Origin of the sequence: Brucella pseudogrignonensis (assembly GCF_002252525.1) — a bacterium.
Taxonomy (GTDB): domain Bacteria; phylum Pseudomonadota; class Alphaproteobacteria; order Rhizobiales; family Rhizobiaceae; genus Brucella; species Brucella pseudogrignonensis.
Genome location: NZ_NNRM01000017.1, coordinates 393,736 through 418,552 on the forward strand (window position 1 = coordinate 393,736; position 24,817 = coordinate 418,552).

A 24,817-nucleotide genomic window follows, 5' to 3' on the forward strand; every position below is an offset into this window, starting at 1 on the left:
GCCATGAACAAGCCAGTCAAATCCGAAAACACAAGTTTCGCCATTCCCGTCGAGGGCATGAGCTGTGCCTCTTGCGTGTCATCTGTTGAGAAGGCTGTCGCGAAAGTACCGGGCGTTGACAAGGTGTCTGTCAATCTTGCGACCGAGCGCGCCGATGTGACCTTCAAGGCCGCACCCGACATGCCAGCCGTCATCGATGCGATCCGCAAGGCAGGCTATGACGTGCCGTCGGGAAGTGCCGATCTCGCCATTGAAGGCATGAGCTGTGCTTCCTGTGTGAGCAAGGTTGAAAAGGCATTGAATGCCGTACCGGGCGTAACCCGCGCCAGCGTTAATCTCGCGACCGAACGCGCTCATGTCCAATTGGCTGGCCAGGTGCCGCTTGGTGATCTTATCAAGGCGGTTGAAACCGCGGGCTATGAAGCGCGTTCTCTTGAAGAGGCACGCAACGATGCCAAGCAGGAAACGCAATCTGACAAGCGCGATGCGGAAGCGCTTGAGCTGAAAAAGAACGTCATCCTTGCTGCGGTTCTGACCCTGCCGGTTTTCATTCTTGAAATGGGATCGCATATCGTTCCAGCGCTGCACATGTTCGTCATGGACACGATTGGAATGCAGAACAGCTGGTATTTCCAGTTTGTGCTGACAACACTTGTCCTCTTCGGCCCGGGTATGCGCTTTTTCAAGAAAGGCATTCCGGCCCTTCTGCGTGCTGCACCCGACATGAACTCGCTGGTGGTTGTCGGAACAGCCGCCGCATGGGGTTTTTCAGTCGTTGCAACCTTCTGGCCGGATATTCTGCCGGCAGGAACAGTCAACGTCTATTTTGAGGCCGCTGCTGTCATTGTCACGCTGATCCTGATTGGCCGTTATCTGGAAGCTCGTGCCAAGGGCCGAACCTCGGCTGCGATCAGCCGTCTCGTTGGCTTGCAGGCCAAGTCGGCCCGCGTGCTGCGCAATGGCGACGCGATTGATGTGCCGCTTGAAGATGTGCGCGTTGGCGATATCGTTCAGGTGCGTCCGGGCGAGAAAGTCCCCGTCGATGGCGAGGTGATCGAAGGCTCGTCCTTTGTGGATGAATCGATGATTACCGGCGAGCCCGTACCCGTTGCCAAGGAAGAGGGCGCGGAAGTCGTCGGCGGCACGATCAACAAAACCGGCGCCTTCACATTCCGTGCAACCAAGGTTGGCCGCGATATGGTCATCTCGCAGATCGTGCGGATGGTCGAGGACGCGCAGGCTGACAAGCTGCCCATTCAGGCCAAGGTCGATAAGGTCACAGGCTGGTTCGTGCCTGCAGTTATGGCTGCTGCGGTCCTTACTTTCATTGCATGGCTGGTTATCGGCGGCACAGCCATGATGGGCTACGCGCTGGTCAATGCTATTGCGGTTGTCATTATCGCCTGCCCATGTGCCATGGGGCTTGCAACGCCGACCTCGATTATGGTGGGCACGGGTCGCGCTGCAGAATTTGGCGTTCTGTTCCGTCGTGGCGACGCGCTGCAAACGCTGCGTGATGCATCGGTGATTGCGGTCGACAAAACCGGCACGCTGACACAAGGTAAGCCGGCTTTGGCGCATTTCGCTGTTGTCGATGGCATCGATAAGGATGAAGCCCTGGCGCTGGTTGCAGCGGTGGAAGCACGTTCCGAGCATCCAATTGCTGATGCGATTGTGACAGCTGCAAAGGAAAAGGGACTGAAGCTTGCCGATGTTTCGGCCTTTGAATCCGTTCCCGGTTTCGGGCTTAAGGCCAGCGTTTCAGGCCGTGAAGTTGCCATTGGTGCTGATCGCTATATGGCGAAGCTCGGTCTGGATGTAGCGGTGTTTGCGGATGATGCGAGCCGTCTTGGCGATGAAGGCCAGACCCCGCTTTATGCAGCAATCGACGGCAAGCTCGCTGCAATCATCACGGTTGCCGACCCAATGAAGGAAACCACGCCTGCCGCCATTGCTGCCATGCATGAGCAGGGCCTCAAAGTCGCGATGATTACCGGTGACAACCGCCGCACTGCTCAGGCGATTGCCAAGCGTCTTGGCATTGATGAAGTGGTTGCGGAAGTGCTGCCGGACGGCAAGGTCGAAGCTTTGAAGCGCCTTTCGGCTGGGGGCAAGCGCATTGCCTTTGTGGGTGACGGTATCAATGATGCACCAGCTTTGGCTTCCGCCGATGTGGGTATTGCGATTGGCACAGGCACCGATATTGCGATTGAAAGTGCTGATGTTGTGCTGATGTCAGGTGATCTGCGTGGCGTGGTCAATGCGATTGCAATCTCAAAGGCCACAATCCGCAACATCAGCGAAAACCTGTTCTGGGCTTTTGCCTATAACGTGGCGTTGATTCCGGTTGCCGCTGGTATTCTTTATCCGTTTACCGGCACGCTTCTTTCGCCGGTGCTGGCAGCAGGTGCGATGGCGCTTTCTAGCATCTTCGTGCTGAGCAATGCCTTGCGCCTGCGCAGTTTCAAAAGCCCGATGGCCTGATTATAGGGTTATCCTGTCGGCAGTCTTCTCGCTACCGACAGGCGATATTGCTTTTAAACATTTGCCACTGGATTTTTTATTTTGCCGCCTATGTGGATGAGCAGGCAAGTCGTGTTGCGCAGCAATCAATTTGCTGCGACACTTCTACCGATATGAGGCCTACCCAAATCAGAAATGCATCGAATTCGGTTTAATCCGTGCATCTTTGTTTCAAGTAACAGTCATGCACGGCGGGACTGCAGTCACTACTTGAAGGGGGTAATGTCTTGCTTGTTTCTCTGACGTCTATTCTGTTTTTACTGATTGGTCTTGCGCTCGGCGCAGCCGGTATCTACCTCGCCACATTGGGTGGCAGCTGGGCCTTCATAGCGATTGCTGTAGGCTTTCTGCTGACTGGTTTCTTTCTTCTCAAACGAAGCTCTCTGGCGCTCTGGATTTACGCGCTGGTCATCCTTGGAGCGCTCGGCTGGGCGATTTATGAAGTTGGCTTCGATTGGTGGCGGCTTGGCTCAACCGGCGGCATCATTGTTCTGCTTGGCCTTTGGCTGCTCACGCCATGGGTCAGAAAGCCGCTGAACGGCGGTGGCTTGCCACTCACGATAGCGACGCTCGCAGCACTTGTTGTTGCCGGCTATTCGATGACGCAGGACCCAACCAGCATCAATGGCAACCTACCAACGGAAAAGGTTGCCGCAACGCCTGATCTCGGTGGCAATGTGCCTGATGGTGAATGGCACCAATATGGGCGCACACCTTACGGACAGCGCTACTCGCCGCTTGCACAGATAACGCCTGAAAATGTCTCCAAACTTCAGGTCGCTTGGCAATACCAGACCGGCGATGTGAAGCAGCCGGAAGATGTGGGTGAAACCACCTATCAGGTGACGCCGCTCAAAATCGGCGATTCGCTCTTCCTCTGCACACCACATAACTGGGCCATCGCCCTTGATGCTGCGACCGGCAAGGAAAAGTGGAAGTTCGATCCGAAGGTCGGCTTCAACACCGATCGTCAGCACCAGACCTGCCGTGGCGTCAGCTACTGGAAGGATTCGACCGCAACTGCTGGTGCGAAATGTTCAGAACGCGTTTATCTGCCGACGTCTGACGCTCGTCTGATCGCGCTGGATACGCAAAGCGGCGAGATCTGCACCGATTTCGCCAATGGCGGTACGCTCGATCTCAGCCACGGCATGAAATATAATCCGGCAGGTTACTACTACTCAACCTCGCCACCGGCGGTCGTGGGTGACAAGATCATTGTCGGCGGTGCCGTCAATGATAATTACTCGACTGAAGAACAGTCTGGCGTCATTCGCGCCTTCGATATCCGTACCGGAGAGCTGCTGTGGAACTGGGATTCGGGAAATCCCGATGTCACCACACCTCTGCCGGAAGGCCAGCACTATACGACCAATTCTCCGAACAGCTGGTCGGTATCAAGTGTTGATGAAAAGCTTGGTCTGATCTTCATTCCACTTGGCAATCAGGTGCCGGATCAACTCGGCATGGGCCGCAGCGAAAATGTCGAAAAATATTCGTCGTCCATCGTGGCGCTAGATGTGAACACAGGGCAGGTGAAGTGGGTTCGCCAGACTGTCCACCACGATCTGTGGGACATGGACGTGCCAGCACAGCCGGTCCTGCTTGATATCAACGGCGTTCCCGCGCTGGTTGGTCCGACCAAGCAGGGCGATCTCTATGTGCTCGACCGCCGCACTGGCGAGCCGATCATCCCGATCAGTGAGATGGCGGCACCGACCGGCGCAATCCCGGAAGATCACACATCACCAACGCAACCGATCTCTGATCTGACATTCAGCCCGCCACCGCTCAAGGAAAGCGATATGTGGGGCGTGACATTGTTCGATCAGCTCGCTTGCCGCATTGCGTTCCACAAGCATTTCTATGAGGGACGTTACACGCCGCCTTCGCTCAAAGGCACGATTGTCTATCCGGGCAATTTTGGTGTCTTCAACTGGGGCAGCGTGGCGGTCGATCCTGAGCGTCAGGTGATGTTCGGTATGCCGACCTATCTCGCTTTCACCTCGCGCCTTGTGCCGCGTGCGGATATTCCGCCGCGCGGTCAGGACGAGAAGGGCAGCGAACAGGGTCTGAACCGCAATGATGGCGCGCCTTACGGCGTGTTCATGGGGCCATTCCTGAGCCCGCTTGGCATTCCGTGTCAGTCGCCGCCATGGGGCTTTGTCGCGGGTGTCGATCTGCGCACAGGCAAGACGGTCTATAAGCACCGCAACGGTACGATCCGTGACATGGCACCGGTTCCGCTGCCATTCAAGGTTGGCGTGCCGGGCATTGGTGGTCCGATGATTACCGCTGGTGGCGTAGCCTTCCTGGGTGCTGCGGTGGATGATTATCTCCGTGCTTATAATCTCACCAATGGTGAGGTTCTGTGGGAAGCGCGTCTGCCTGCAGGCGGTCAGTCCACACCAATGACCTACACCGTCGGTGATCAGCAATTCGTGCTGATGGTCGCGGGCGGTCATGGTTCGGTCGGCACCAAGCCGGGCGACTATGTGATTGCCTATACGCTGCCGAAATAAAGCGCGTCTTTCGGACCGAGATGCGCGTAATACCAAAACTCCATGAGTATGACTCATGGAGTTTTGGTTAAGCCCGAGTGGCAATTGAACTTTTTCAAGGCGTGATGCGTCAGCATCTTGAGCCGCCTTGGTATAAAAGTAATCGACAGCGCACATCAAACAGAAACGCCGGGAAATTCCCGGCGTTTTGCTTTTATGCTCTTATCTCTCAAAGGCGCCCGTCAGATTTTTCCGTGCAACAATTCGCCTTTGCGCGGGGCTGGGCGAACGGCCTTCGGTGCGCTGTGGCTGGCAAGCTCATGGATGATCGGGCAATCGGGCCGGTTGTCGCCATGGCAATTATGGGCGAGGTGACGCAGCGTATCAGCCATGTTCTGCAACTGCTTCATCTTGGCTTCGAGGTCTTCGACATGCTGCAATGCGACTTTCTTCACATCGGAAGATGCACGATTGCGGTCGCGCCAGAGGGCAAGCAGTTCCTTGATCTGTTCGACCTGAAATCCAAGATCACGACTTGATCGGATGAAACGCAGCGTTTCGACATCATTTTGCGTATAGACGCGATAACCCGAGCTGGTTCTGTCGGCAGCCTCGATAAGCCCGATGGTTTCATAATGGCGGATCATTTTCGCCGATATGCCCGATGCTTTGGCGGCTTGCCCGATATTCATCCCATTCCTCGCTGTTTCCTGATTTTACAGGATATAGGAACGGTGAGGCGCTATTCAAAGAGCCTTTTGGGCAAGTATTATACGATTATCAGGCTGAAAAATTTTGATGGTTAGAAATTCCCTCCTGTCAGATAGCTGACAGGAGGGACCGTCTCGAAATATATAATCAGGCAGAGAAATAATTCTGCGTGCCGTGCGCCTCGATAGCCTGTGCAAGGCGTTCCAGCGCATGAACATAGGCTGCCGAGCGAACAGTTACCTTGTGCTGCTTGGCATGGTTCCAGATGGCGCGGCCTTCACGTTCCATGATGGTCTTCAGGCGCTCATGGATTTCTTCAAGCGTCCAGTAATAGCCCTGGCGATTCTGAACCCATTCAAAGTAGGAAACCGTCACGCCGCCGGCATTGGCCAGAATATCCGGTAGAACGATAACGCCCTTTTGCTCGAGAATTTTGTCGGCTTCGGGCGTCACAGGACCGTTTGCCAGCTCAACAATCAACTTGCTCTTGATGGAAGCGGCGTTGTCGACATGGATCATGTTTTCCATGGCGCTTGGCGCAAGCACATCGCAATCAACTGCAAGCAGTTCATCAGCGCTGATCGCTTCATGACCGTTGCTGCCAGCGGTGGAAACAACCGACTTGCCCTGATCCTTGGCTTTCAACAACAGGTCAAGATCAAGACCGTTTGCGCAATAAACAGCACCCGACGAATCCGAAACGGCAACGATCTTATGGCCGTCGCTGGCCATCAGTTTTGCAAAGAACTGACCGGCATTGCCGAAGCCCTGAACGGTGACGCGAAGCTGCGAAGCAAGGCCAAGATCATGCGCCAGATGGCGAACGAGATAGAAGCCGCCGCGTGCGGTCGCATCATTACGGCCCAGCGAACCGCCAAGTGCCAGTGGCTTGCCGGTGATAACCGCAGGCGAAGACTGGCCGACGATCTGCGAATATTCGTCTGCCATCCAGCCCATAATCATGGAGTTGGTATAGACGTCCGGTGCCGGAATATCGCGGTCCGGGCCGATAATGCCGGAGAAAGCCTGAATATAGGCACGCGAAAGGCGCTCAAGTTCTGCCTTGGAAAGCTTGCGAGGGTCGACCTGGATTGCACCCTTGCCGCCGCCGTAAGGCAGGTTCATGACGGCGCATTTGAAGGTCATCCAGAAAGCGAGTGTTTCGACTTCTTCAGCCGTTGATTCGGGATGGTAGCGAATGCCGCCCTTGGTTGGTCCGCGGGTGTCGTCATAACGGCAGCGCCATGCAAGAAAGGATTTGCGCGAACCGTCATCCATACGGATCATCAAGCGCACTTTCATCGTTTCACGGGCGTATTTCAGCTTCTCGATAACATCCGGATCGATATTGATGTGGCTTGCCGCCTCGTCCAGACGAACGAGTGCGCTTTCGAGTAGATTCTCCTTAGTCATCAAATCACCTTTCTTGCTTTTATCCCTCTTTAAAGAGGCGTTTATGAACGCTTGAGTAGCGCTTCACGCAATAAAAGAAAAGAGAAAAGGACAACAATATTGTCCTATTATGATAAAAACTATTTGGAAGCTTTCTAATATTATTAGTTACTAATATTAAGGACTTGGCGGTTCCATCTGGTTGTCGTCTCGGACAACCAGAAATCTGCCAAACCCAAGCTTGACCAATCAGGCGCTGGTCAGCTCTGCTTTAAAAATCCGCGCTCAACACCTTCCGCGATAATCCGCTGTGCAGCTTCCCAAAGCGTGTCTGATGCGTGGGAAATCGGTGACTTCCGGTCAAGCACCACAGGCGCAGTTACGCCCGGCGTATGCCAGGTGCCGCCACTTGTGAAGAAGTTGTGCAGGAGTGGCTGCAGCCGATCCATCGCGCGGGCAAACTGCGCTTCTGCTGTTTTGCGTGCCTCGAACTCATCCCAAAGGGCGCGGAATTCCAGCGCCTGATCTTCGGGCAGAATGCCGAATATCCGGGTGGCTGCCTGCATTTCACGCTCTTCCTGGTCGAGTGCACCCGCGTCGTCATAGATGAAGGTATCGCCTGCATCGATCTCAACGATGTCATGGATGATCAGCATCTTGAGCACACTCAGCAGATCAACGTTCTCATTCGCATGTTCCTGCAAGACCATTGCCATCAGCACCAGCTCCCAGGTGTGTTCGGCATCGTTTTCGCGGCGCGACGTATCCAGCAGCGGTGTCCGACGAATGACCTGCTTCAGCTTTTCGACTTCAAGAATGAACTGGAACTGTTGCCGCAATCTGGCATTCGGCACGAGACTCGCGAATTCGCTTTCAGGCAGGTCGAGCGGCTTAAGCGGCAGTGTGTCGGTCATTGGCAATCCAGTCGTAGCGTTGGTCGAAACAATCAAATGCCCGGCTACTACTGGCTTGCTGCCGATCGAATTGCAACGCCTAATCATCCATGAAGCATCATGTCGCGAAATGGTGCCGATGTCGTATTTATGACGTCTTTTGACGCAAGCCTGCTGTCGATATCGTCTGCGACCCAATACAAATATCTACAGAGGTTTTTCATGCGCCACATGGGAGCGTGAACCGTAAGACTGGTGGTTTGTATATGTCCCGCTTTTCGTTAGCTTCTATCGTTGGCAACGCGCTTTCCGGCAACAAGAACTGGAAGCCGCAATGGCCGAATGCCGAACCCAAGGCCGAATATGATGTGATCATTGTCGGCGCCGGTGGTCATGGTCTGGGTGCTGCCTATTATCTGGCCAAGGAACATGGCATCACCAATGTTGCGGTCATCGAAAAAGGCTGGCTTGGCGGCGGCAATACGGGGCGCAACACCACCATTATCCGCTCCAACTATCTCTATGATGAGAGCGCGCATCTCTACGAACATGCGATGAAGCTGTGGGAAGGTCTGAGTCAGGACCTCAACTACAATGTCATGTTCTCGCAGCGCGGCGTGATGATGCTGGCGCATACGGTGCATGATGTGCAGAGCTTCAAGCGTCATATCCATGCCAATCGTCTCAATGGCATCGACAATGAATGGCTGACCAAGGAGCAGGCGAAGGAATACTGCCCGCCGCTCGATATTTCGGCCAATGCGCGTTATCCGGTTGTTGGTGCCACCTTGCAGCGGCGCGGCGGCGTTGCCCGTCACGATGCGGTTGCATGGGGCTATGCACGCGGTGCGACGGAACGCGGTGTTGATATCATCCAGAATTGCCCGGTCACGGCCATTCGCCGCGATGCATCGGGTCGCGTGACCGGCGTTGATACGCCACGCGGTTTCATCAAGGCGAAGAAAGTGGCCGTTTCTGCCGCTGGTAGCACCTCCATTGTCATGGACACGGCAGGCGTTCGTATGCCGCTCGAAAGTTACCCGCTACAGGCGCTGGTGTCCGAGCCGGTCAAGCCGATCTTCCCTTGCGTGGTCATGTCCAACACGGTCCACGCCTATATCAGCCAGTCCGATAAGGGCGAGCTGGTGATCGGTTCCGGTACCGACCAATATGTGTCCTACAGCCAGCGCGGCGGTCTGCCATTGATTGAGCATACGCTTGCGGCCATCTGCGAAGTCTTCCCGATCTTCACCCGTATGCGGATGCTGCGCAAATGGGGTGGTATTGTTGACGTGACGCCGGATCGTTCGCCGATCATTGGCAAGACGCCGGTTCCGGGCCTGTTTGTCAATTGCGGCTGGGGTACCGGCGGCTTCAAGGCGACACCGGGTTCGGCGCATGTCTTTGCCCATACGATCGCACGCGACGAGCCGCACTGGATCAACGCGCCGTTCACGCTTGAACGCTTCACCACCGGTCGCCTGATCGATGAAGCGGCTGCGGCCGCCGTAGCTCACTAAGGAAATAGGGGAAACACAAAATGCTTCTTATCCGTTGCCCTTATTGCGAGATGGAACGTCCAGAGCTTGAATTCGCCTATGCAGGCGAAGCGCATATCGCGCGTCCAGCCGACCCCTCGACGCTTTCCGATGATGAATGGCGTGATTTCCTGTTCACGCGTTCCAATCCACGCGGTACCCATTATGAACGCTGGCGGCACATCAACGGCTGCGGTCGCTTCTTCAATGCGGTGCGCGATACGGTGAGCGACAAGTTCGTCACCACCTACAAGGCTGGTGAACCCCGTCCTGCTTTGGCAGAAACTCCGGCTGCGGAGACGAAATAATGACCGATATGCGCATTCATAACAAAGGCCGTGTCAACAAGGCCAAGTCCGTGCGGTTCAGCTTCAACGGCAAAACCTATTCTGGTTTTGAAGGCGACACGCTGGCGTCGGCCATGCTTGCCAATGGCGAACATCTGGCCGGTCGTTCGTTTAAATATCACCGCCCGCGCGGCATTCTTTCTGCTGGTTCCGAAGAGCCGAATGCGCTGATGGGCGTCTCAAGAGGACCGGGCCGCTACGAGCCGAACACCCGCGCCACGGTGCTGGAACTCTATGACGGCCTCAAAGCCGAAACCCAGAACCACTGGCCATCATTGAAGCACGATGTCGGCGCGATCAATGATGCGCTCTACATGTTTTTCTCAGCAGGCTTTTACTACAAGACCTTCATGTGGCCAAAGAGCTTCTGGAACAAGGTCTATGAGCCTTTCATCCGTGGCGCTGCCGGTCTTGGCAAATCGCCATCCGAACCCGATCCGGACACCTATGCCAGTCGCTATGCCTTCTGCGACGTGCTGATCGCGGGTGGTGGACCTGCCGGTCTGGCGGCTGCTTTAGAGGCCGCAAAGAGTGGCGCGAAGGTTATCCTCGTTGATGAGCAGGCCGAATTTGGCGGTTCGCTTTTGTCCGAGCCAGAGCCGGTCATCAATGGCCGTTCAAGCTGGGACTGGCTCAATGAAACCCTAGCGGCCCTTAAAGCCAATCCGAATGTCACGCTTTTGCCGCGCACAACGGCCATTGGCTATTACCATCAGAACATGGTCGGCCTTTGTGAGCGCCTGACCGATCATCAGGCCAAGCCCGCCACCAATGCGCCGCGTGAACGCATGTGGCGCGTGCGTGCAAGCCAAGTGGTGCTGGCGCAGGGTGCAATCGAAAAGCCGCTGGTCTTTGCAGGCAATGACCGTCCCGGCGTGATGCTGGCTTCCGCTGCGCGTACCTATCTCAATCGCTATGGCGTCAAGGTCGGCAATCAGGCTGTCGTCGTCACTTCGCATGACAGCGCATGGCTTGCGGCTTTTGACCTCGCGGTCGCAGGCGTCAAGGTTCCAGCCATCATCGATGTGCGTTCAAGCGTTGCCGACAGCCTTATCAATCGTGCAAAAATGCTCGGCATTGAAACACTGACCGGCTGGGCTGTAACAGATACAGGCGGGCGCCATCGCGTGTCGTCGGTTCGCGCTAATCCGGTTTCTAACGGCTCGGTCGGAGCTGCGCGCACGATTGCCTGCGATGTTGTTTTGATGTCTGGCGGTTGGAACCCAAGCGTGCATCTGTTCTCTCACACAAAGGGCCAGCTCGTCTGGGACGAAGCACGCCAGATCTATCTGCCGGGCGAACGCACCGAGGAAAGCCGCTGTGCCGGTGCAGGCAATGGCAATTTCGATTTGCAGGCCGCATTGCGCGAGGGTGCGCAAGCGGGTGCTGCTGCAGCCAATGATGCAGGTCATAAAGCCAAAGCGTCGGAATATGCAGTTGCAGGCGATTTTGTCTGTGATGGTGTGAGCTGCCGCGAATTGCCAACGGATCGCGATCCGGGCAAAGCCAAGGCTTTCATCGATTTCCAGAACGATGTAACAGCCAAGGATATTCGTCTGGCCGTGCGCGAAGGGTTTCATTCCATCGAGCACGTCAAGCGCTATACCACCAATGGCATGGCGACCGATCAAGGCAAGACCTCGAACATCAATGGTCTGGCCGTTGCCGCCGATGCGCTCAAGCGCCCGACGCCGCAGGTTGGTCTCACCACTTTCCGGCCGCCTTATACGCCGACGACCTTTGGCGCTTTCTGCGGTTACAATCGCGGCAAACTGTTTGATGTCACGCGCAAGACGCCAATTGATAGCTGGGCTGAACAGCATGGCGCAGCTTTTGAGCCGGTCTCGCTGTGGCGCCGCGCATGGTATTTCCCAAAAACGGGCGAAGACATGCATCAAGCTGTGGCGCGTGAATGCAAGGCAACCCGCCAGTCGCTTGGCATGTTCGACGCATCTACCCTTGGCAAGATCGAAGTGGTCGGCCCGGATGCGGCGGAATTCATGAACCGCATGTACACCAACCCATGGACAAAGCTTGGTGTCGGGCGCTGCCGTTATGGTCTGTTGCTTGGCGAAGATGGTTTCATCCGCGATGACGGTGTTGTCGGTCGTCTGACGCAGGATCGTTTCCATGTGACGACCACAACCGGCGGTGCCGCGCGTGTTCTCAATATGATGGAAGACTATCTCCAGACCGAATGGCCGGACCTTAAAGTGCGGCTGACCTCGACCACCGAACAATGGGCCGTGGTGGCAATCAATGGCCCGAATGCCCGCAAGCTCATCGAGCCAATAGTCGAAGGTCTGGATATTTCTGACGAAGCTTTCCCGCATATGTCGGTTGCGGAATGTAAATTCCTGGGCGTGCCAGCGCGTCTCTTCCGCATGAGCTTCACTGGCGAGCTAGGCTATGAAATCAACGTGCCCGCCCGTTACGGTCTGTCGCTGTGGAAGGCGCTTTATGAGGCCGGTCAGCAATATGACATCACGCCTTACGGCACCGAAACCATGCACGTTCTGCGCGCGGAAAAAGGCTATATCATTGTCGGTCAGGATACGGACGGCACCGTAACGCCGGATGATGCAAGCCTCGGCTGGGCCGTCGGCAAGCAGAAGCCAGATTTCGTTGGCAAGCGTTCGCTGGCCCGTCCGGATATGCTCAAATCAGATCGCAAGCATCTTGTGGGTCTGTTGACCAACGATCCGAAGCTGGTGCTGGAAGAAGGTGCGCAGATTGTCGTTGATCCAAAGCAGGCGTTGCCTATGACCATGCTTGGTCATGTCACTTCGTCCTATTGGAGCGAGGCGCTTGGCCGGTCTATCGCTATGGCCGTGGTATCAGGCGGCAAGGATCGTATGGGCGAAACGCTTTATATGCCGATGCCTGATGGTACAGTGCATGAAGCCACTGTTTCGGGCATGGTCTTCTATGACCCCGAAGGTAAGAAGCTGAACGGATAAGGATTGAACCATGCTTGTTGAGACAAAACCTTATTCGAACCGCAAGGTCGTCATTCCCGGTCGTCTGGAAATCCATGCAGCCGATGACGCTGCCCGTTTTGTCCTACGCATTGCTCCGGAAAAACTGGCCCTGGCTGAAAAGGCACTGGGTGCAAAGTTCCCGGCTAAGATCGGTGGCCTTACGCGCAATGGCGATATTGCGGTTGCCTGCATCGGACCGGATGAATGGTATATCTGGGCAGATGAAAGCAAGGCGGACGCCATTACACAGGCCTTTGCCAAGCTCTACGAGAATGAGCCGCACAGCCTGACGGAAGTCAGTCACCGCGAAACCGGCATCGACATTTCCGGCCCCCAAGCCGAGTGGCTGTTGAATGCCGCTTCCCCGCTTGAGCTCTCAAAGATGAGCTTTCCGGGTGCTGCTCGCACGATCTTCGATCATGCCCAGATCATTCTGTTGAAGTGGGATGCCGATCATTACCGGATCGAAGTGTGGAACTCATTCGCTGATCACGTCTGGACCTTGCTGGAACTGGCCAGCAATGAAGTCGAATTGACACTCTGATTGATCCCTTATTTCCTTAAAAACGCCGCCCCACGGGGCGGCGTTTTTGCATTAGAGCGCATCCCGAAAAGTGTGAAACGGCTTCGCGGGGAAATCAGTCCACTGGACTGATTTCTTATCCCGCTTCGATCGGAAAAAGATGCGCGTCAAAATAAGAGATTAGAGCGCCGATCTGATCCAATCAGATCGAAATGCGCTCTAATACCCCAATTTCAGCCTTGCCTTCTATAAATCCATATGTGAAGACTATATTTACATAAGAAATTCATGAGGAGGGAATTTCCCGATGTCGGAAAGCGAACTGCCGCTGAGCGGGCTTGTCGTTGTCGATATGAGCCAGTTTCTGTCGGGGCCTTATTGCTCGTTGCGTCTGATGGATCTGGGCGCGCGCGTCATCAAGATTGAACGGCCTGATGGTGGCGATCTTTCGCGCAGACTTTATCTGAGCGACACGGAAATCGGGGGCGATTCCACGATTTTTCATGCGATCAATCGCGGCAAGGATAGCCTCGCGATCGATCTCAAAAATCCCGACGATCTGGCTGCATTGAAGAAGCTTCTCACACAGGCCGATGTGCTGATCCAGAATTTCCGCCCCGGTGTCATCAAGCGGCTTGGTCTTGATTACGAGGCCGCCAAAGAAATCAATCCGCGTCTCGTCTATGCATCGATCAGCGGCTATGGCGAAGAAGGGCCATGGGTCGGACGTCCCGGACAGGATCTGCTGGCGCAGGCGCGCTCGGGCCTCATGTGGCTCAATGGTGATGAGGGGCAGGGACCGGTCCCATTCGGTCTGGCGGTTGCCGATATGCTGGCAGGGGCTGCAGCCGCTCAGGGAATTCTCGCAGCGCTGGTTCGCCGCGGCATCACCAATAAAGGTTCGCATGTCGAGACCAGCCTTCTCGAAGCGCTGGTTGATTTCCAGTTTGAAGTGCTGACCACCCACCTTAACGATGGCCGTCGCCTGCCAAAGCGTTCCGATTTCCGCAGTGCCCACGCCTATCTCGCAGCACCTTACGGTGTCTATCCGGCAGCGGACGGTTATCTCGCAATCGCCATGATGCCGATTGCGAAACTGGCACCACTGCTTGAAACAGATACGCTTGCGCCTTTTATTGCCGATCCGAAAGTTGCTTTCGCAAAACGCGATGAGATTAAGCGGCTGATTGCTGCCCGCATTGCCGAGAAAACCGTCGATGAATGGCTCGCCATTCTGGAACCAGCTGATATCTGGTGCGCCCGCGTTCTCAACTGGGAAGAATTGCTCGCAAGCGAAGGCTTCTCAACCCTCGACATGCTCCAGACAGTGACGCGTGAAGATGATGTTGCCATCACCACCACACGTTCCCCACTGCGCATCAACGGACAGCGCCCGAAGGTCGCACGCGCCGCGCCGCGCATTGGCGAAAACAGCAAAGCAATCCGCGAGGAGTTCGGTCTATGAGCACGATCAAGCTTAAAGGCATGACCTGGAGCCACCCGCGCGGCTATGATCCGATGGTCGCAGGTGCCGAACAATGGCTTGCTGACAAGGGCGTCGAAATTGAGTGGGAAAAGCGGTCGCTACAGGATTTCGAGACCTTTCCGGTTGAGGAACTGGCACGCAATTTCGATATGATCGTAATCGACCATCCACATGTGGGCCAGATCACCAAGGAAGGTTGTCTGCTGCCGCTTGATGTGCCGGGCCGCGAAACGGAACTGAAAGAGCTTGCCGATGGCTCTGTGGGCCAGTCCTTCCCAAGCTATAACTGGCAGGGGCGGCAATGGGCGTTTCCGCTCGATGCAGCAACACAGGTTCAAGCATGGCGTCCGGACCTGATGGACAAGCCAGCTACCTCATGGGGCGAGGTGCTGCGTCTGGCGCGCGCCGGGAAAGTCCTGCTGCCACTGCGCTCGCCGCATTCGCTGATGTGCTTTTATACACTGGTTGCCAATGCCGGAACGCCTTGCGCGGTTGAAGGCGAGCTGATCGCTGTTGAGGATGGTGCGAAAGCTTTTGAGCAACTGCGCGAGGTTGCTTCGCTGGTTAAGCCTGAATGTTTCGGCATGGACCCGATTGCGGTGTTTGAGGAAATGGCAGAGCCAGAATCCGAAATTGCCTGTTCGCCGCTGATTTACGGCTATGTGAATTATGCCATGCCGGGCTTCCGCGATCGCCTGATCCGTTTTGCCGATATTCCATCGGGTCCAGCAGGCGTTGCAGGATCGGCTCTGGGTGGCACGGGTATTGCGGTTTCAGCCTTCAGCAAGCATCCGGAAGCGGCAATCGACTTCGCCTATTGGATTGCAAGCGGTGAGGTGCAGAAAGGGCTTTACGCGGCGTCCAACGGTCAGCCGGGACATGCGGAAGCATGGGAAGACGATGGGGTAAACAACGCAACATCGGGCTTCTATCGCGACACGCGCGCAACCTTGGAAGGGGCATGGGTGCGTCCGCGTCACGATGGCTATATGCCGTTTCAGGAAGCGGCTTCCGAGCGTATCAATAAGGGCTTGCTGAACAATGAGAAGGCGGAGGTCGTCGTCGCCGATCTCAACCGGCTTTTCCGCGAAAGCTTTTAATTCAACAAATTGGCTGGCGAGAAACTCGCCAGCCTTTAGGTTTAAATCTTCCAGATGCGCTGGGCATTGTCGGCAAGAAGCAGTGCCTTTTCGTCTTCGCTGCATCCTTTAAGCAGTGCATGGGTTGTCGCCACCCATGTGGAAAGCCCGGCATCGACGTTACTCGCTAAGGTGCAGACAGGCCAATCGCTTCCCCATACAATCCGCTCCCAGCCGAATGACTGAATCACATGCTCCACATAAGGGCGCAGTGTGTCGACGGTCCAGCTTTCAGCGTCAGCATAGGCCACCACGCCAGAGATTTTGGCGATCACATTGTCGCGTTGCGCAATCTCGGTAATCCCCTTCTGCCAGACTTCCAGCGCACCTGATTTGATGTCCGGAACGCCGCAGTGATCGAGCACGAACTGCACGTCCGGGGCGAGATCTGCCAGCGCCAGCACCTTGTCGATCTGGTGCGGGAGTGTGCAGAGATCAAAGGTCAGGCCAGTGCCTTCCAGCCGCTTGATATTCTCCCGAAACAGAGCGCCCTCAGAGACATTATCGGGTACGACATGCAACACACGGCGAAAGCCTTTGATGAAAGGATTGCTGCGGCTCTGTTCCAGATATTCGGCAAATCCCGGTTCTTCCGGGCGGCAAGATGCAATCGCGCCCTTGATATAGCCATTATTTTGACGCGAGATTGCCATAATGTGAGCGGTCTCTGCCACAATTTCAGGGGCAGAAACGTCCACTTCCATGTGTAATGCTGCTTTAATGCCGCAACGTTCGGCCTGCTTCCGATAGGTCTCAAACAGAAAATCGCGGTTCAAAGCTGGTACGTCTCCCAGCCATGGATAGTTGAGCGCGCTTTTGTCTATCAGATGCAGATGGGTATCGATAATCATGAAAACTGTCCTCCGATGTCATACTTTCAAAAAAGAAGAGAGTTTTCAAATAAGAATTATCGGTCTGGATTAATCTGTTGTTCCGATATCGGAACCGACCAGCTTTGAGAGGTCTTTGACGGTCTTTTGCAGCAGGCTGATGGTCTGTGTGATGTCAGGTGCGAACGTCGAATTGACTAGCGTGACATAAGGACAGGTGAGGGCTGCGATGCATGAGCCGTCAGGACCGAGAATCGGTGCAGAGAGGTTGTAGACGCCAGCCACCTGCGCACTTGGCATCATTTCGTAGCCGCGTTCGCGAATCTGATCGAGTCGCTCATAGAAGCTTTCATCGAGATTGCCGCTCTCGCCGTCTTTGACATATTCGGCAATCATCATCTTGCGTTCTTCCGGCGTGCGGAAGGCGAGAAGCACATGGCCGGAACCCGTGTCGAAAAGGCTGATATGCGAACCGACGCGGATCGAAATCCCCCAGTAATCCGGGGCTTCCTGCTGTGCAATCACCACGACAGAACCACGATCAAACACAGCAAGCTGATTGGCCTGCTTCGAGCGATCAGCAAGTTCGCGCATGAAGGGCGTTGCAAAGGAAGCAAGTCTGCGCACCGGCGCATGAAGATGCGCAAGACCGAACAGCTTGAGTGTCAGCGAATAACGGTCACCTTCCAGCTTGGTCACATACCCGCGCTTCACCAGACGATCGAGCATCCGGTAAAACTCGTTGGGGCTGCGGTCGAGGTGCTTGGCAATCTCGGCCTGGCTTAGTCCACCATCGACACTGGCCAGCAGTTCGAGAATGTCCAGCCCCTTGTCCAGCGCAGGCGCGCGATAACGATCATCTGTTTCCAAGCTGGTCCCCTTCGTGAATGGCATACTTCATATACGAACATCGCAAGTGATGAAAGTATTGAAGTCATCGAAATCGCCTTGACCGATTGTGAATAGTATGTTTGCATATAAATATAGGAAGCACAATCGGGTGCGGACTGGGGAGTTGTCCGTAAAAGCGTCGGCCTGAAGTCAGATTGGAATTTCGGGAAACACGATGATCGGGCTCAAGGAGGTTAGAGCGCCGTATGGGGCGTCCAAAAAAGGGCGCGCGGTGTTCTAGTAGGAGGAGAAGCATGAGGAATTTCACGACATCTGTGCTGGCAGGCTCTGTTCTGCTGGCTGCAGGAATGGTTTCCGCGGGGGCTGCGGAACTTCCGGGTAAATTTGAAGGCGTCACCATCAATGCCAAGCTCATTGGCGGTCAGCAGTATGAAGCGCTGTATTCGCGCATTGCTGAATGGGAAAAGGCGACCGGTGCCAAGGTCAACATCCTGTCCAAGAAGAACCACTTCGAGCTGGACAAGGAAATCAAGTCGGACATCGCTTCGGGTTCGATTAACTGGTGCGTTGGCTCCAACCATTCGTCTTTTGCGCCGCAATATCCTGATCTCTATGCCGATCTGAATGGTTTGCTTCCAAAAGAAGAAATCGAAGGCTTCGTGCCATCGGTGATCAAGGCTTCGACGCTTAACGATAAGCTGGTCATGCTGCCACGCGCGCAGTTCGACGTTTCAGCGCTCTATTATCAGAAGAGCCTTTACGAAGACGACGCCAAGAAGACCGCATTCAAGGAAAAATACGGTTACGATCTGGCACCGCCAAAGACCTGGAAAGAAGTTTCCGATCAGGCTGTGTTCTTTGCCGATCCGCCGAATTTCTACGGCACGCAGTTTGCGGGCAAGGAAGAAGCCATCAACGGCCGCTTCTACGAAATGCTGGTCGCTGAAGGCGGCGAATATCTCAAAGACGGCAAGCCAGCTTTCAATTCCGAAGCCGGTGTCCGTGCGCTCGACTGGTTCGTCAATCTTTACAAGGCCAAGGCCGTTCCTGCAGGCACCACCAACTATCTCTGGGATGAGCTGGGCGCTGGCTTTGCATCCGGCACCATTGCACTCAATCTGGATTGGCCGGGCTGGGCAACCTATTTCAACGATCCAAAGTCGTCGAAGGTCGCAGGCAATGTTGGCATTGTTCCACCACCGACAGGTTCTTCCGGCAAGCGCACTGGCTGGTCGGGGCATCATGGCTTCTCAGTCACTGAATCCTGTGGCACCAAGGAAGCTGCTGCTTCGCTCGTCTGGTTCCTGACCAACGAGGATTCGCAGAAGCAGGAATCGGCTGCCGGCACTTTGCCAACCCGCACCGCTGTCTGGGATTACGTGATCGAGCAGGCTGCTTCCGATCCGTACAAGAAGGAAGTGCTCTCGGTGTTCCAGGAAACGGCAAAGACCGCTTTCCCGGTTCCGCAAACCCCGTCATGGATCGAAATTTCCAACGCTGTCTATCCTGAACTTCAGGCAGCGATCCTTGGTGACAAGACCTCGCAGCAGGCGCTTGATGATGCAGCCAAGAAGGCAACGCAGATCCTTGAGGATGCTGGCGAACTCTAGGCCTATCGCCTCATTTAAACTGTGACTTCATGGCCCGCTCTGAACGGGGCGGGCCAATTTTGCGCTTAATGACCGCTTCGGAAGAACAATGTTTAAACGAATTTCCCCGCCGGTTTTGCTTTTGCTTCCGGCCTTCATCATCCTCGCTGCGGTGGTTCTGTTTCCCCTCGCGCTTTCGCTTTATTCAAGCTTCACGCCATTCCGGCTGACGCGCCCTGACAGCCTGTTTAACTTCATCGGTCTGCGCAACTATCAGCGCATCATGGGTGATTGGGTGTTCTGGGCTGCATTCATTCGCACGGTGATCTTCCTCACCATCGCGCTCAATCTGGAAATGCTGCTCGGACTTGGTCTGGCGCTGCTCATCAACAAGGCCACCCACGGCCAGCGCGTTTTGCGCACGCTGATGATGTTTCCGATGATGTTTTCGCCGGTTCTGGTCGGCTTCCAGTTCAAATTCATGTTCAACGACAATATCGGTCTTGTGAACAATGCGCTGCAATCGCTGGGTATCACCGACACCGCTATTCCATGGCTGATCGACGGCAATCTGGCGCTGTTTGCCATTCTGATGGCAGAAGTCTGGATGTCGACCTCGGTATTTGCGATCCTCATTCTGGGCGGTCTTCTGTCCATGCCGCAGGATCCGGTTGAAGCCGCGCGCGTTGATGGTTGCACGCCATGGCAGACATTCCGTTACGTCATCTGGCCTTATCTGATGCCATTTGCCTTCATCGCAATGACCATTCGTTCGCTGGATGTGGCGCGTGCCTATGACATCGTGAAGATCATGACCGATGGTGGTCCGGCACGGCGAACCGAGCTAATCTGGACGCTGGTTGGACGCACCGCTTATTCGGATGCGCAGATGGGCTTGGCCAATGCCATGGCTTATGTCGCGATCCTGCTCTCGATCCTCTTCACCGTAATGTTCTTCCGCAAGCTTGCAGCCGCACGCGCGCAAATCGGAGCGGAGTGGTAATCATGGCTTCCAAAACCCTCTCTAATGATCAGCATCGCCTGCTGCGCCGCGTCAAAAAAGTCGCGTACCTCATCGGCCTGTTTCTCGCGATGACGATCATCTGCCTGCCCGGTCTGTGGATTGTGCTGTCCTCGCTGCGTCCGCCGGTTGAAATCATGGCAAAGCCGCCGGTCTGGATTCCGCAAGAAATCACGCTTGATGCTTATTATGCGATGTTCTCTGGTGCAGGCGGCGGCGGCATTCCGGTCTGGGATTATTTCCGCAACTCGCTGATTATCTCGGTCACATCCACCATCATCGCGCTGATTGTCGGCGTTTCAGGTGGCTATGCCTTTGCGCGCTTCCGCTTCTGGGGCAAGTCAACGACATTCCTCGGTCTTATGCTGACGCGCTCGGTGCCGGGCATTGCGCTTTCACTGCCGCTCTTCATGCTCTATTCGCGCATCGGCATTATCGACACGCATTTCGGTCTGATTGTCACTTATGTGGCGCTCAATGTGCCATTCACGATCTGGCTGATCGACGGCTTCTTCCGTCAGGTGCCGAAGGATCTGGCTGAAGCAGCCCAGATTGACGGCTGCACGCGCTGGCAGGCCTTCTGGCAGGTGGAGTTTCCGCTTGCTGGTCCCGGCATTGCCACCGCAGGCATCTTCGCCTTCCTCACTTCATGGAACGAATATGCGCTGGCTTCCCAGCTGACCCGCTCGGTCAATTCCAAGACTCTTCCTGTCGGTCTTCTCGATTACACCGCTGAATTCACCATCGACTGGCGTGGCATGTGCGCGCTGGCGGTCGTGATGATTATTCCGGCGCTGACCCTCACATTCATCGTTCAGAAGCATCTTGTTGCTGGTCTGACGTTCGGCGCGGTTAAAGGTTGATATTACAATGGCTCAGCTTTCCATTAAAAATCTCGTCAAGCGCTATGGCACAATCGAAGTGGTGCATGGCATCAATCTCGAAATCGCCGACAAGGAATTTGTAGCGCTTGTAGGCCCGTCCGGCTGTGGCAAGTCCACAACGCTGCGCATGATTGCCGGTCTTGAAAGCATTTCCGACGGCGCGCTGGAAATCGGCGGCAAGGTGGTCAACGATCTGCCGCCGCGTGATCGCAACATCTCCATGGTGTTCCAGTCCTATGCGCTTTATCCGCATATGTCGGTGCGCGAAAACATGGGCTTCTCGCTCAAAATCGCCAAGCAGCCACAGGCGGAAATTGACCGTCGCGTCAATGAAGCCTCCGCCATTCTTGGCCTTGAAGCCTTGATGGAGCGCCGTCCGGCACAGCTTTCAGGCGGTCAGCGCCAGCGCGTTGCTATGGGCCGCGCCATCGTGCGTAATCCGGAAGTGTTTCTGTTCGACGAACCACTGTCTAACCTCGACGCGAAGCTGCGCACGCAGATGCGCACGGAGATCAAGAAGCTTCATGCCAAGGTGCAGTCTACAGTCGTTTATGTGACGCATGATCAGGTTGAGGCCATGACGCTGGCTGACCGCATCGTCATCATGCGCGATGGCCATATTGAACAGGTCGGAACACCGGATGAAGTGTTCAAGCGTCCTGCCACGCAGTTTGTTGCGGGCTTTATCGGCTCACCGCCGATGAATATGGCGGAGGCAACTGTGCAGGGTTCGGAACTGGTCTTCGCCAGCGGCGACCGTCTGCCAGTGCCTGCGCAGTTCAAGGCCAAGGTTACGGATGGCGCCAAGGTGACGTTCGGTCTGCGTCCGGATGATCTTTTCCCGACCGGCCACGGCCTGTCTTCGGGTGATGCCGGCACATCGCATGAGCAGGACCTGCGTGTTTCGATCACCGAGCCGCTTGGCAATGAAACACTGGTTTTTGTCGAGTTCGCCGGTAAGGAATGGGTAGCGCGTATGCTCAACCCGCGCCCTCTCAATTCCGGTGAAGCAATCTCCATGCATTTTGATCTGTCGCAGGCGCATCTGTTTGATGCGGCAAGCGGCAAGAGCTTGGCGGTATAGATATGGCACGTATTGAAAAAGTTGAACTGCGCATGGTCGACCTTCCGCCGAAGGTCAAACGTACCGATGCGATCCAGAGCTTTGTCAGTCAGGAAACGCCAATCGTCACCATTACCGACAGTGATGGGGCGGTGGGTACGGGCTATAGCTACACCATCGGCACCGGCGGCTCGTCCGTCATGCGCCTGTTGAACGACCATCTGGTGCCGCTGATTATCAATGAGGATGCGGATTGCATTGAGGCGATCTGGCGTAAGCTCGAATTTGCGACCCACGCCACAACCATCGGCGCGATTACCGCTTTGGCGCTTGCTGCCATTGACACGGCCCTCTGGGATTTGCGTGCGAAGAAACAGAACCTGCCGCTGTGGAAGCTTGCAGGCGGTGCCAAAGATCGCTGTCCGCTTTACACCACTGAAGGCGGCTGGCTGCATATCGAGAAAGAAGCGCTGGTCGAGGATGCTCTAGCCGCCAAAGCCAAGGGGTTCTCTGGTTCCAAAGTGAAAATCGGTAAGCCACATGGTTCGGAAGATTATGCGCGCCTTTCGGCTGTTCGTGCAGCCGTGGGTGACGGTTTTGAGATCATGACCGACTGCAATCAGGGCTTTACGGTTGACGAGTCCATTCGTCGTGCTGAGCGTCTGAAAGAGCTTGATCTTGCATGGATCGAAGAGCCGCTTCCGGCGGATGATCTGGACGGTCATATCCGCCTGACCCGCTCCACCCCGACACCGATTGCGGTTGGTGAATCGATCTATTCGATCCGCCATTTCCGCGAATATATGCAGAAGGGTGCTTGCTCCATCGTGCAGGTGGATGTGGCGCGCATCGGCGGCATCACGCCTTGGCTGAAAGTGGCACACGCCGCGGAAGCCTTCGACATTCCAGTTTGCCCGCACTTCCTGATGGAACTGCATGTCAGCCTCACCTGTGCCGTGCAGAACGGGCGCTATGTCGAATATATTCCGCAGCTTGATGATCTGACCACCAAGGGTATGGAAATTCGTGATGGCCACGCCATTGCGCCTTCCGAGCCGGGTATTGGCATTTCGTGGGATTGGGATGCCGTGCGTGCGCGGTCGGTTTCAGAATTCACCCGCGAGATCGTGAGGTCGTAATGGCGCAGCGAATGGGCATGGTGATCGGGCTGAAGCCTGAAAAGATCGCAGAATATAAAAAGCTGCACGCGAGTGTGTGGCCGGAGATTCTTGCACTCATTTCCGAGTGCAACATCACCAATTACACAATCTTTCTCAAAGAGCCGGAAAACCTGCTGTTTGGCACATGGGACTATGTCGGCACCGACTTTGAAGCCGATATGAAGAAGATGGCCGATAATCCGAAAAATCAGGAATGGTGGTCAGTCTGTATGCCATGCCAGAAGCCGCTTGAAACCCGCAAAGAGGGTGAGTGGTGGGCGATGATGGAGGAGGTTTTCCATCATGACTGAAGCTTTTGACGCCAAAGCCCTGCGCCAGTGGTGGGCGAAGCCGTCTGAACCAAAGCCGATTGTTATCTTCGGCGCGGGCAGCATTGTCGGCGACGCACATCTGCCTGCCTATAAGAAGGGCGGTTTTCCGGTTGCAGGTATTTTCGATCCCAATTTCGAGAAAGCATCGGCACTTGCTGACCAATGGGGCGTGAAGGCTTTTGCCAGTATTGAAGAGGCGCTAGCCGTTGGAAGTGCGATCTTCGATATGGCAACGCCGCCCTCAGCCCATGCTTCGATCCTCCAGCAATTGCCGGAAGGTTCTGCGTGTCTCATCCAGAAGCCGATGGGCAGCGATCTTGCAGCTGCTACGGAAATCTTGCAAGTCTGCCGCGCACGCAATCTCAAGGCTGCGGTGAATTTCCAGCTGCGTTTCGCGCCGATGATGTTGGCACTTTACGATGCTGTGGATCAGGGCTTGCTTGGCGAAGTGGTGGATTTTGACGCATGGCTGGCGCTTGCAACCCCTTGGGGTCTGTGGCCGTTCCTGAAAGGTCTGCCACGTATTGAGATCGCCATGCACTCGATCCATTATCTGGATTTCGTGCGCGGTCTGCTCGGCAATCCGCAAGGCGTTCACGCCAAGACGCTTGGGCATCCAAACCATGAAGTTGCACAGACCCGCACGGCTGCAATTCTCGACTATGGCAACCGCGTGCGCTGTGCACTGTCGATCAATCACGACCATGATTTTGGCCGCAAATTTCAGGCCTGCGAGTTCCGCATTTGCGGGACTGAGGGTGCAGCCTATGTGAAACTCGGCGTCAATCTCGACTATCCGCGCGGCGAACCGGACGAGCTTTGGATCAAGCCAAAGGGTGGCGACGACTGGGTGCAGGTGGAGCTTCAAGGCGCATGGTTCCCGGACGCATTCTTAAACCGCATGGCGCAGTTACAGCGCTTCGCCACTGGTGAAGATGCAGAACTGATCGGCTCGGTTGAAGATGCATGGCACACTATGGCGCTGGTCGAAGCGGCCTATCAGTCAAGCGCTGCGCCCGCCACGCCGCTTGCCGCAAAACCGGAGTTCTGAT

At 55.5% G+C, this 24,817-nt stretch carries 20 protein-coding genes; 15 read left to right on the forward strand and 5 right to left on the reverse strand.

Features of this window, described 5'->3' with window-relative positions:
* Positions 1–3 precede the first annotated feature (3 nt).
* Positions 4–2,484: a heavy metal translocating P-type ATPase gene (locus CEV34_RS08455; RefSeq protein ID WP_007873384.1), complete on the forward strand. Its 2,481-nt coding sequence runs from the start codon at positions 4–6 to the stop codon at positions 2,482–2,484.
* Positions 2,485–2,750: 266 nt separating this feature from the next.
* Entirely contained in the window at positions 2,751–5,045 is a 2,295-nt protein-coding gene (locus CEV34_RS08460; RefSeq protein ID WP_007873385.1) for a glucose/quinate/shikimate family membrane-bound PQQ-dependent dehydrogenase, read from the forward strand.
* A 221-nt stretch (positions 5,046–5,266) separates the two neighbouring features.
* Here the strand turns inward: CEV34_RS08460 and cueR are convergent, their stop codons facing one another.
* From cueR to CEV34_RS08475, 3 genes are all read right to left on the reverse strand, one after another.
* Complete coding sequence (gene cueR, locus CEV34_RS08465) at positions 5,267–5,716, reverse strand: Cu(I)-responsive transcriptional regulator (RefSeq protein ID WP_007873386.1); 450 nt, start codon at positions 5,714–5,716, stop codon at positions 5,267–5,269.
* A gap of 166 nt (positions 5,717–5,882) precedes the next feature.
* Positions 5,883–7,148 carry a Glu/Leu/Phe/Val family dehydrogenase gene (locus CEV34_RS08470; RefSeq protein WP_007873387.1) on the reverse strand — a complete coding sequence of 422 codons (1,266 nt, stop codon included), beginning with the start codon at positions 7,146–7,148 and terminating at the stop codon, positions 5,883–5,885.
* A 239-nt stretch (positions 7,149–7,387) separates the two neighbouring features.
* Positions 7,388–8,041 (reverse strand): HD domain-containing protein, encoded by a 654-nt coding sequence (locus CEV34_RS08475; protein ID WP_007873388.1) that lies wholly within the window; start codon positions 8,039–8,041, stop codon positions 7,388–7,390.
* Positions 8,042–8,286: 245 nt separating this feature from the next.
* Here CEV34_RS08475 and CEV34_RS08480 point away from each other — a divergent pair, with 245 nt between their 5' ends.
* From CEV34_RS08480 to CEV34_RS08505, 6 genes are all read left to right on the forward strand, one after another.
* Positions 8,287–9,540, forward strand: coding sequence for a sarcosine oxidase subunit beta family protein (locus tag CEV34_RS08480; RefSeq protein ID WP_007873389.1), 1,254 nt, complete (start codon positions 8,287–8,289; stop codon positions 9,538–9,540).
* A 20-nt stretch (positions 9,541–9,560) separates the two neighbouring features.
* Positions 9,561–9,866 carry a sarcosine oxidase subunit delta gene (locus CEV34_RS08485; RefSeq protein ID WP_007873390.1) on the forward strand — a complete coding sequence of 102 codons (306 nt, stop codon included), beginning with the start codon at positions 9,561–9,563 and terminating at the stop codon, positions 9,864–9,866.
* Entirely contained in the window at positions 9,866–12,865 is a 3,000-nt protein-coding gene (locus CEV34_RS08490; protein ID WP_094543517.1) for a sarcosine oxidase subunit alpha, read from the forward strand. The genes CEV34_RS08485 and CEV34_RS08490 overlap by 1 nt, the downstream gene beginning before the upstream one ends.
* 10 nt (positions 12,866–12,875) lie before the next feature.
* Positions 12,876–13,430, forward strand: coding sequence for a sarcosine oxidase subunit gamma (locus tag CEV34_RS08495; protein ID WP_007873392.1), 555 nt, complete (start codon positions 12,876–12,878; stop codon positions 13,428–13,430).
* A 286-nt stretch (positions 13,431–13,716) separates the two neighbouring features.
* A complete protein-coding gene (locus tag CEV34_RS08500; protein WP_007873393.1) occupies positions 13,717–14,874 on the forward strand; it encodes a CaiB/BaiF CoA transferase family protein in 1,158 nt (385 codons plus the stop codon).
* The gene (locus tag CEV34_RS08505) at positions 14,871–15,995 is read left to right on the forward strand and encodes an extracellular solute-binding protein (RefSeq protein WP_007873395.1); all 1,125 of its coding nucleotides are present in this window, start codon (positions 14,871–14,873) and stop codon (positions 15,993–15,995) included. The genes CEV34_RS08500 and CEV34_RS08505 overlap by 4 nt, the downstream gene beginning before the upstream one ends.
* 41 nt (positions 15,996–16,036) lie before the next feature.
* Here the strand turns inward: CEV34_RS08505 and CEV34_RS08510 are convergent, their stop codons facing one another.
* Positions 16,037–16,885, reverse strand: a complete 849-nt coding sequence (locus CEV34_RS08510; RefSeq protein WP_094543518.1) for an amidohydrolase family protein — start codon at positions 16,883–16,885, stop codon at positions 16,037–16,039.
* A gap of 69 nt (positions 16,886–16,954) precedes the next feature.
* On the reverse strand, positions 16,955–17,758 hold the full coding sequence (locus CEV34_RS08515) for an IclR family transcriptional regulator (RefSeq protein ID WP_051063901.1): 804 nt from the start codon (positions 17,756–17,758) through the stop codon (positions 16,955–16,957).
* A 251-nt stretch (positions 17,759–18,009) separates the two neighbouring features.
* Between CEV34_RS08515 and CEV34_RS08520 the strand changes: the two genes are divergently transcribed.
* The 7 genes from CEV34_RS08520 (at position 18,010) to CEV34_RS08550 (ending at position 24,816) form a co-directional block, all read left to right on the forward strand.
* Positions 18,010–19,326 (forward strand): ABC transporter substrate-binding protein, encoded by a 1,317-nt coding sequence (locus CEV34_RS08520; RefSeq protein ID WP_007873401.1) that lies wholly within the window; start codon positions 18,010–18,012, stop codon positions 19,324–19,326.
* 88 nt (positions 19,327–19,414) lie between these two features.
* Positions 19,415–20,308 carry a carbohydrate ABC transporter permease gene (locus tag CEV34_RS08525; protein WP_007873403.1) on the forward strand — a complete coding sequence of 298 codons (894 nt, stop codon included), beginning with the start codon at positions 19,415–19,417 and terminating at the stop codon, positions 20,306–20,308.
* Positions 20,309–20,310: 2 nt separating this feature from the next.
* Positions 20,311–21,189 carry a carbohydrate ABC transporter permease gene (locus CEV34_RS08530; RefSeq protein WP_007873406.1) on the forward strand — a complete coding sequence of 293 codons (879 nt, stop codon included), beginning with the start codon at positions 20,311–20,313 and terminating at the stop codon, positions 21,187–21,189.
* A 7-nt stretch (positions 21,190–21,196) separates the two neighbouring features.
* Positions 21,197–22,294 (forward strand): ABC transporter ATP-binding protein, encoded by a 1,098-nt coding sequence (locus CEV34_RS08535; RefSeq protein ID WP_007873408.1) that lies wholly within the window; start codon positions 21,197–21,199, stop codon positions 22,292–22,294.
* A gap of 2 nt (positions 22,295–22,296) precedes the next feature.
* Positions 22,297–23,412: a mandelate racemase/muconate lactonizing enzyme family protein gene (locus CEV34_RS08540; RefSeq protein WP_007873410.1), complete on the forward strand. Its 1,116-nt coding sequence runs from the start codon at positions 22,297–22,299 to the stop codon at positions 23,410–23,412.
* Positions 23,412–23,744, forward strand: coding sequence for an L-rhamnose mutarotase (locus tag CEV34_RS08545; RefSeq protein WP_007873411.1), 333 nt, complete (start codon positions 23,412–23,414; stop codon positions 23,742–23,744). Before CEV34_RS08540 ends, CEV34_RS08545 begins: the two co-directional genes overlap by 1 nt.
* Positions 23,737–24,816, forward strand: coding sequence for a Gfo/Idh/MocA family protein (locus CEV34_RS08550; protein ID WP_007873412.1), 1,080 nt, complete (start codon positions 23,737–23,739; stop codon positions 24,814–24,816). The genes CEV34_RS08545 and CEV34_RS08550 overlap by 8 nt, the downstream gene beginning before the upstream one ends.
* Position 24,817 lies beyond the last annotated feature (1 nt).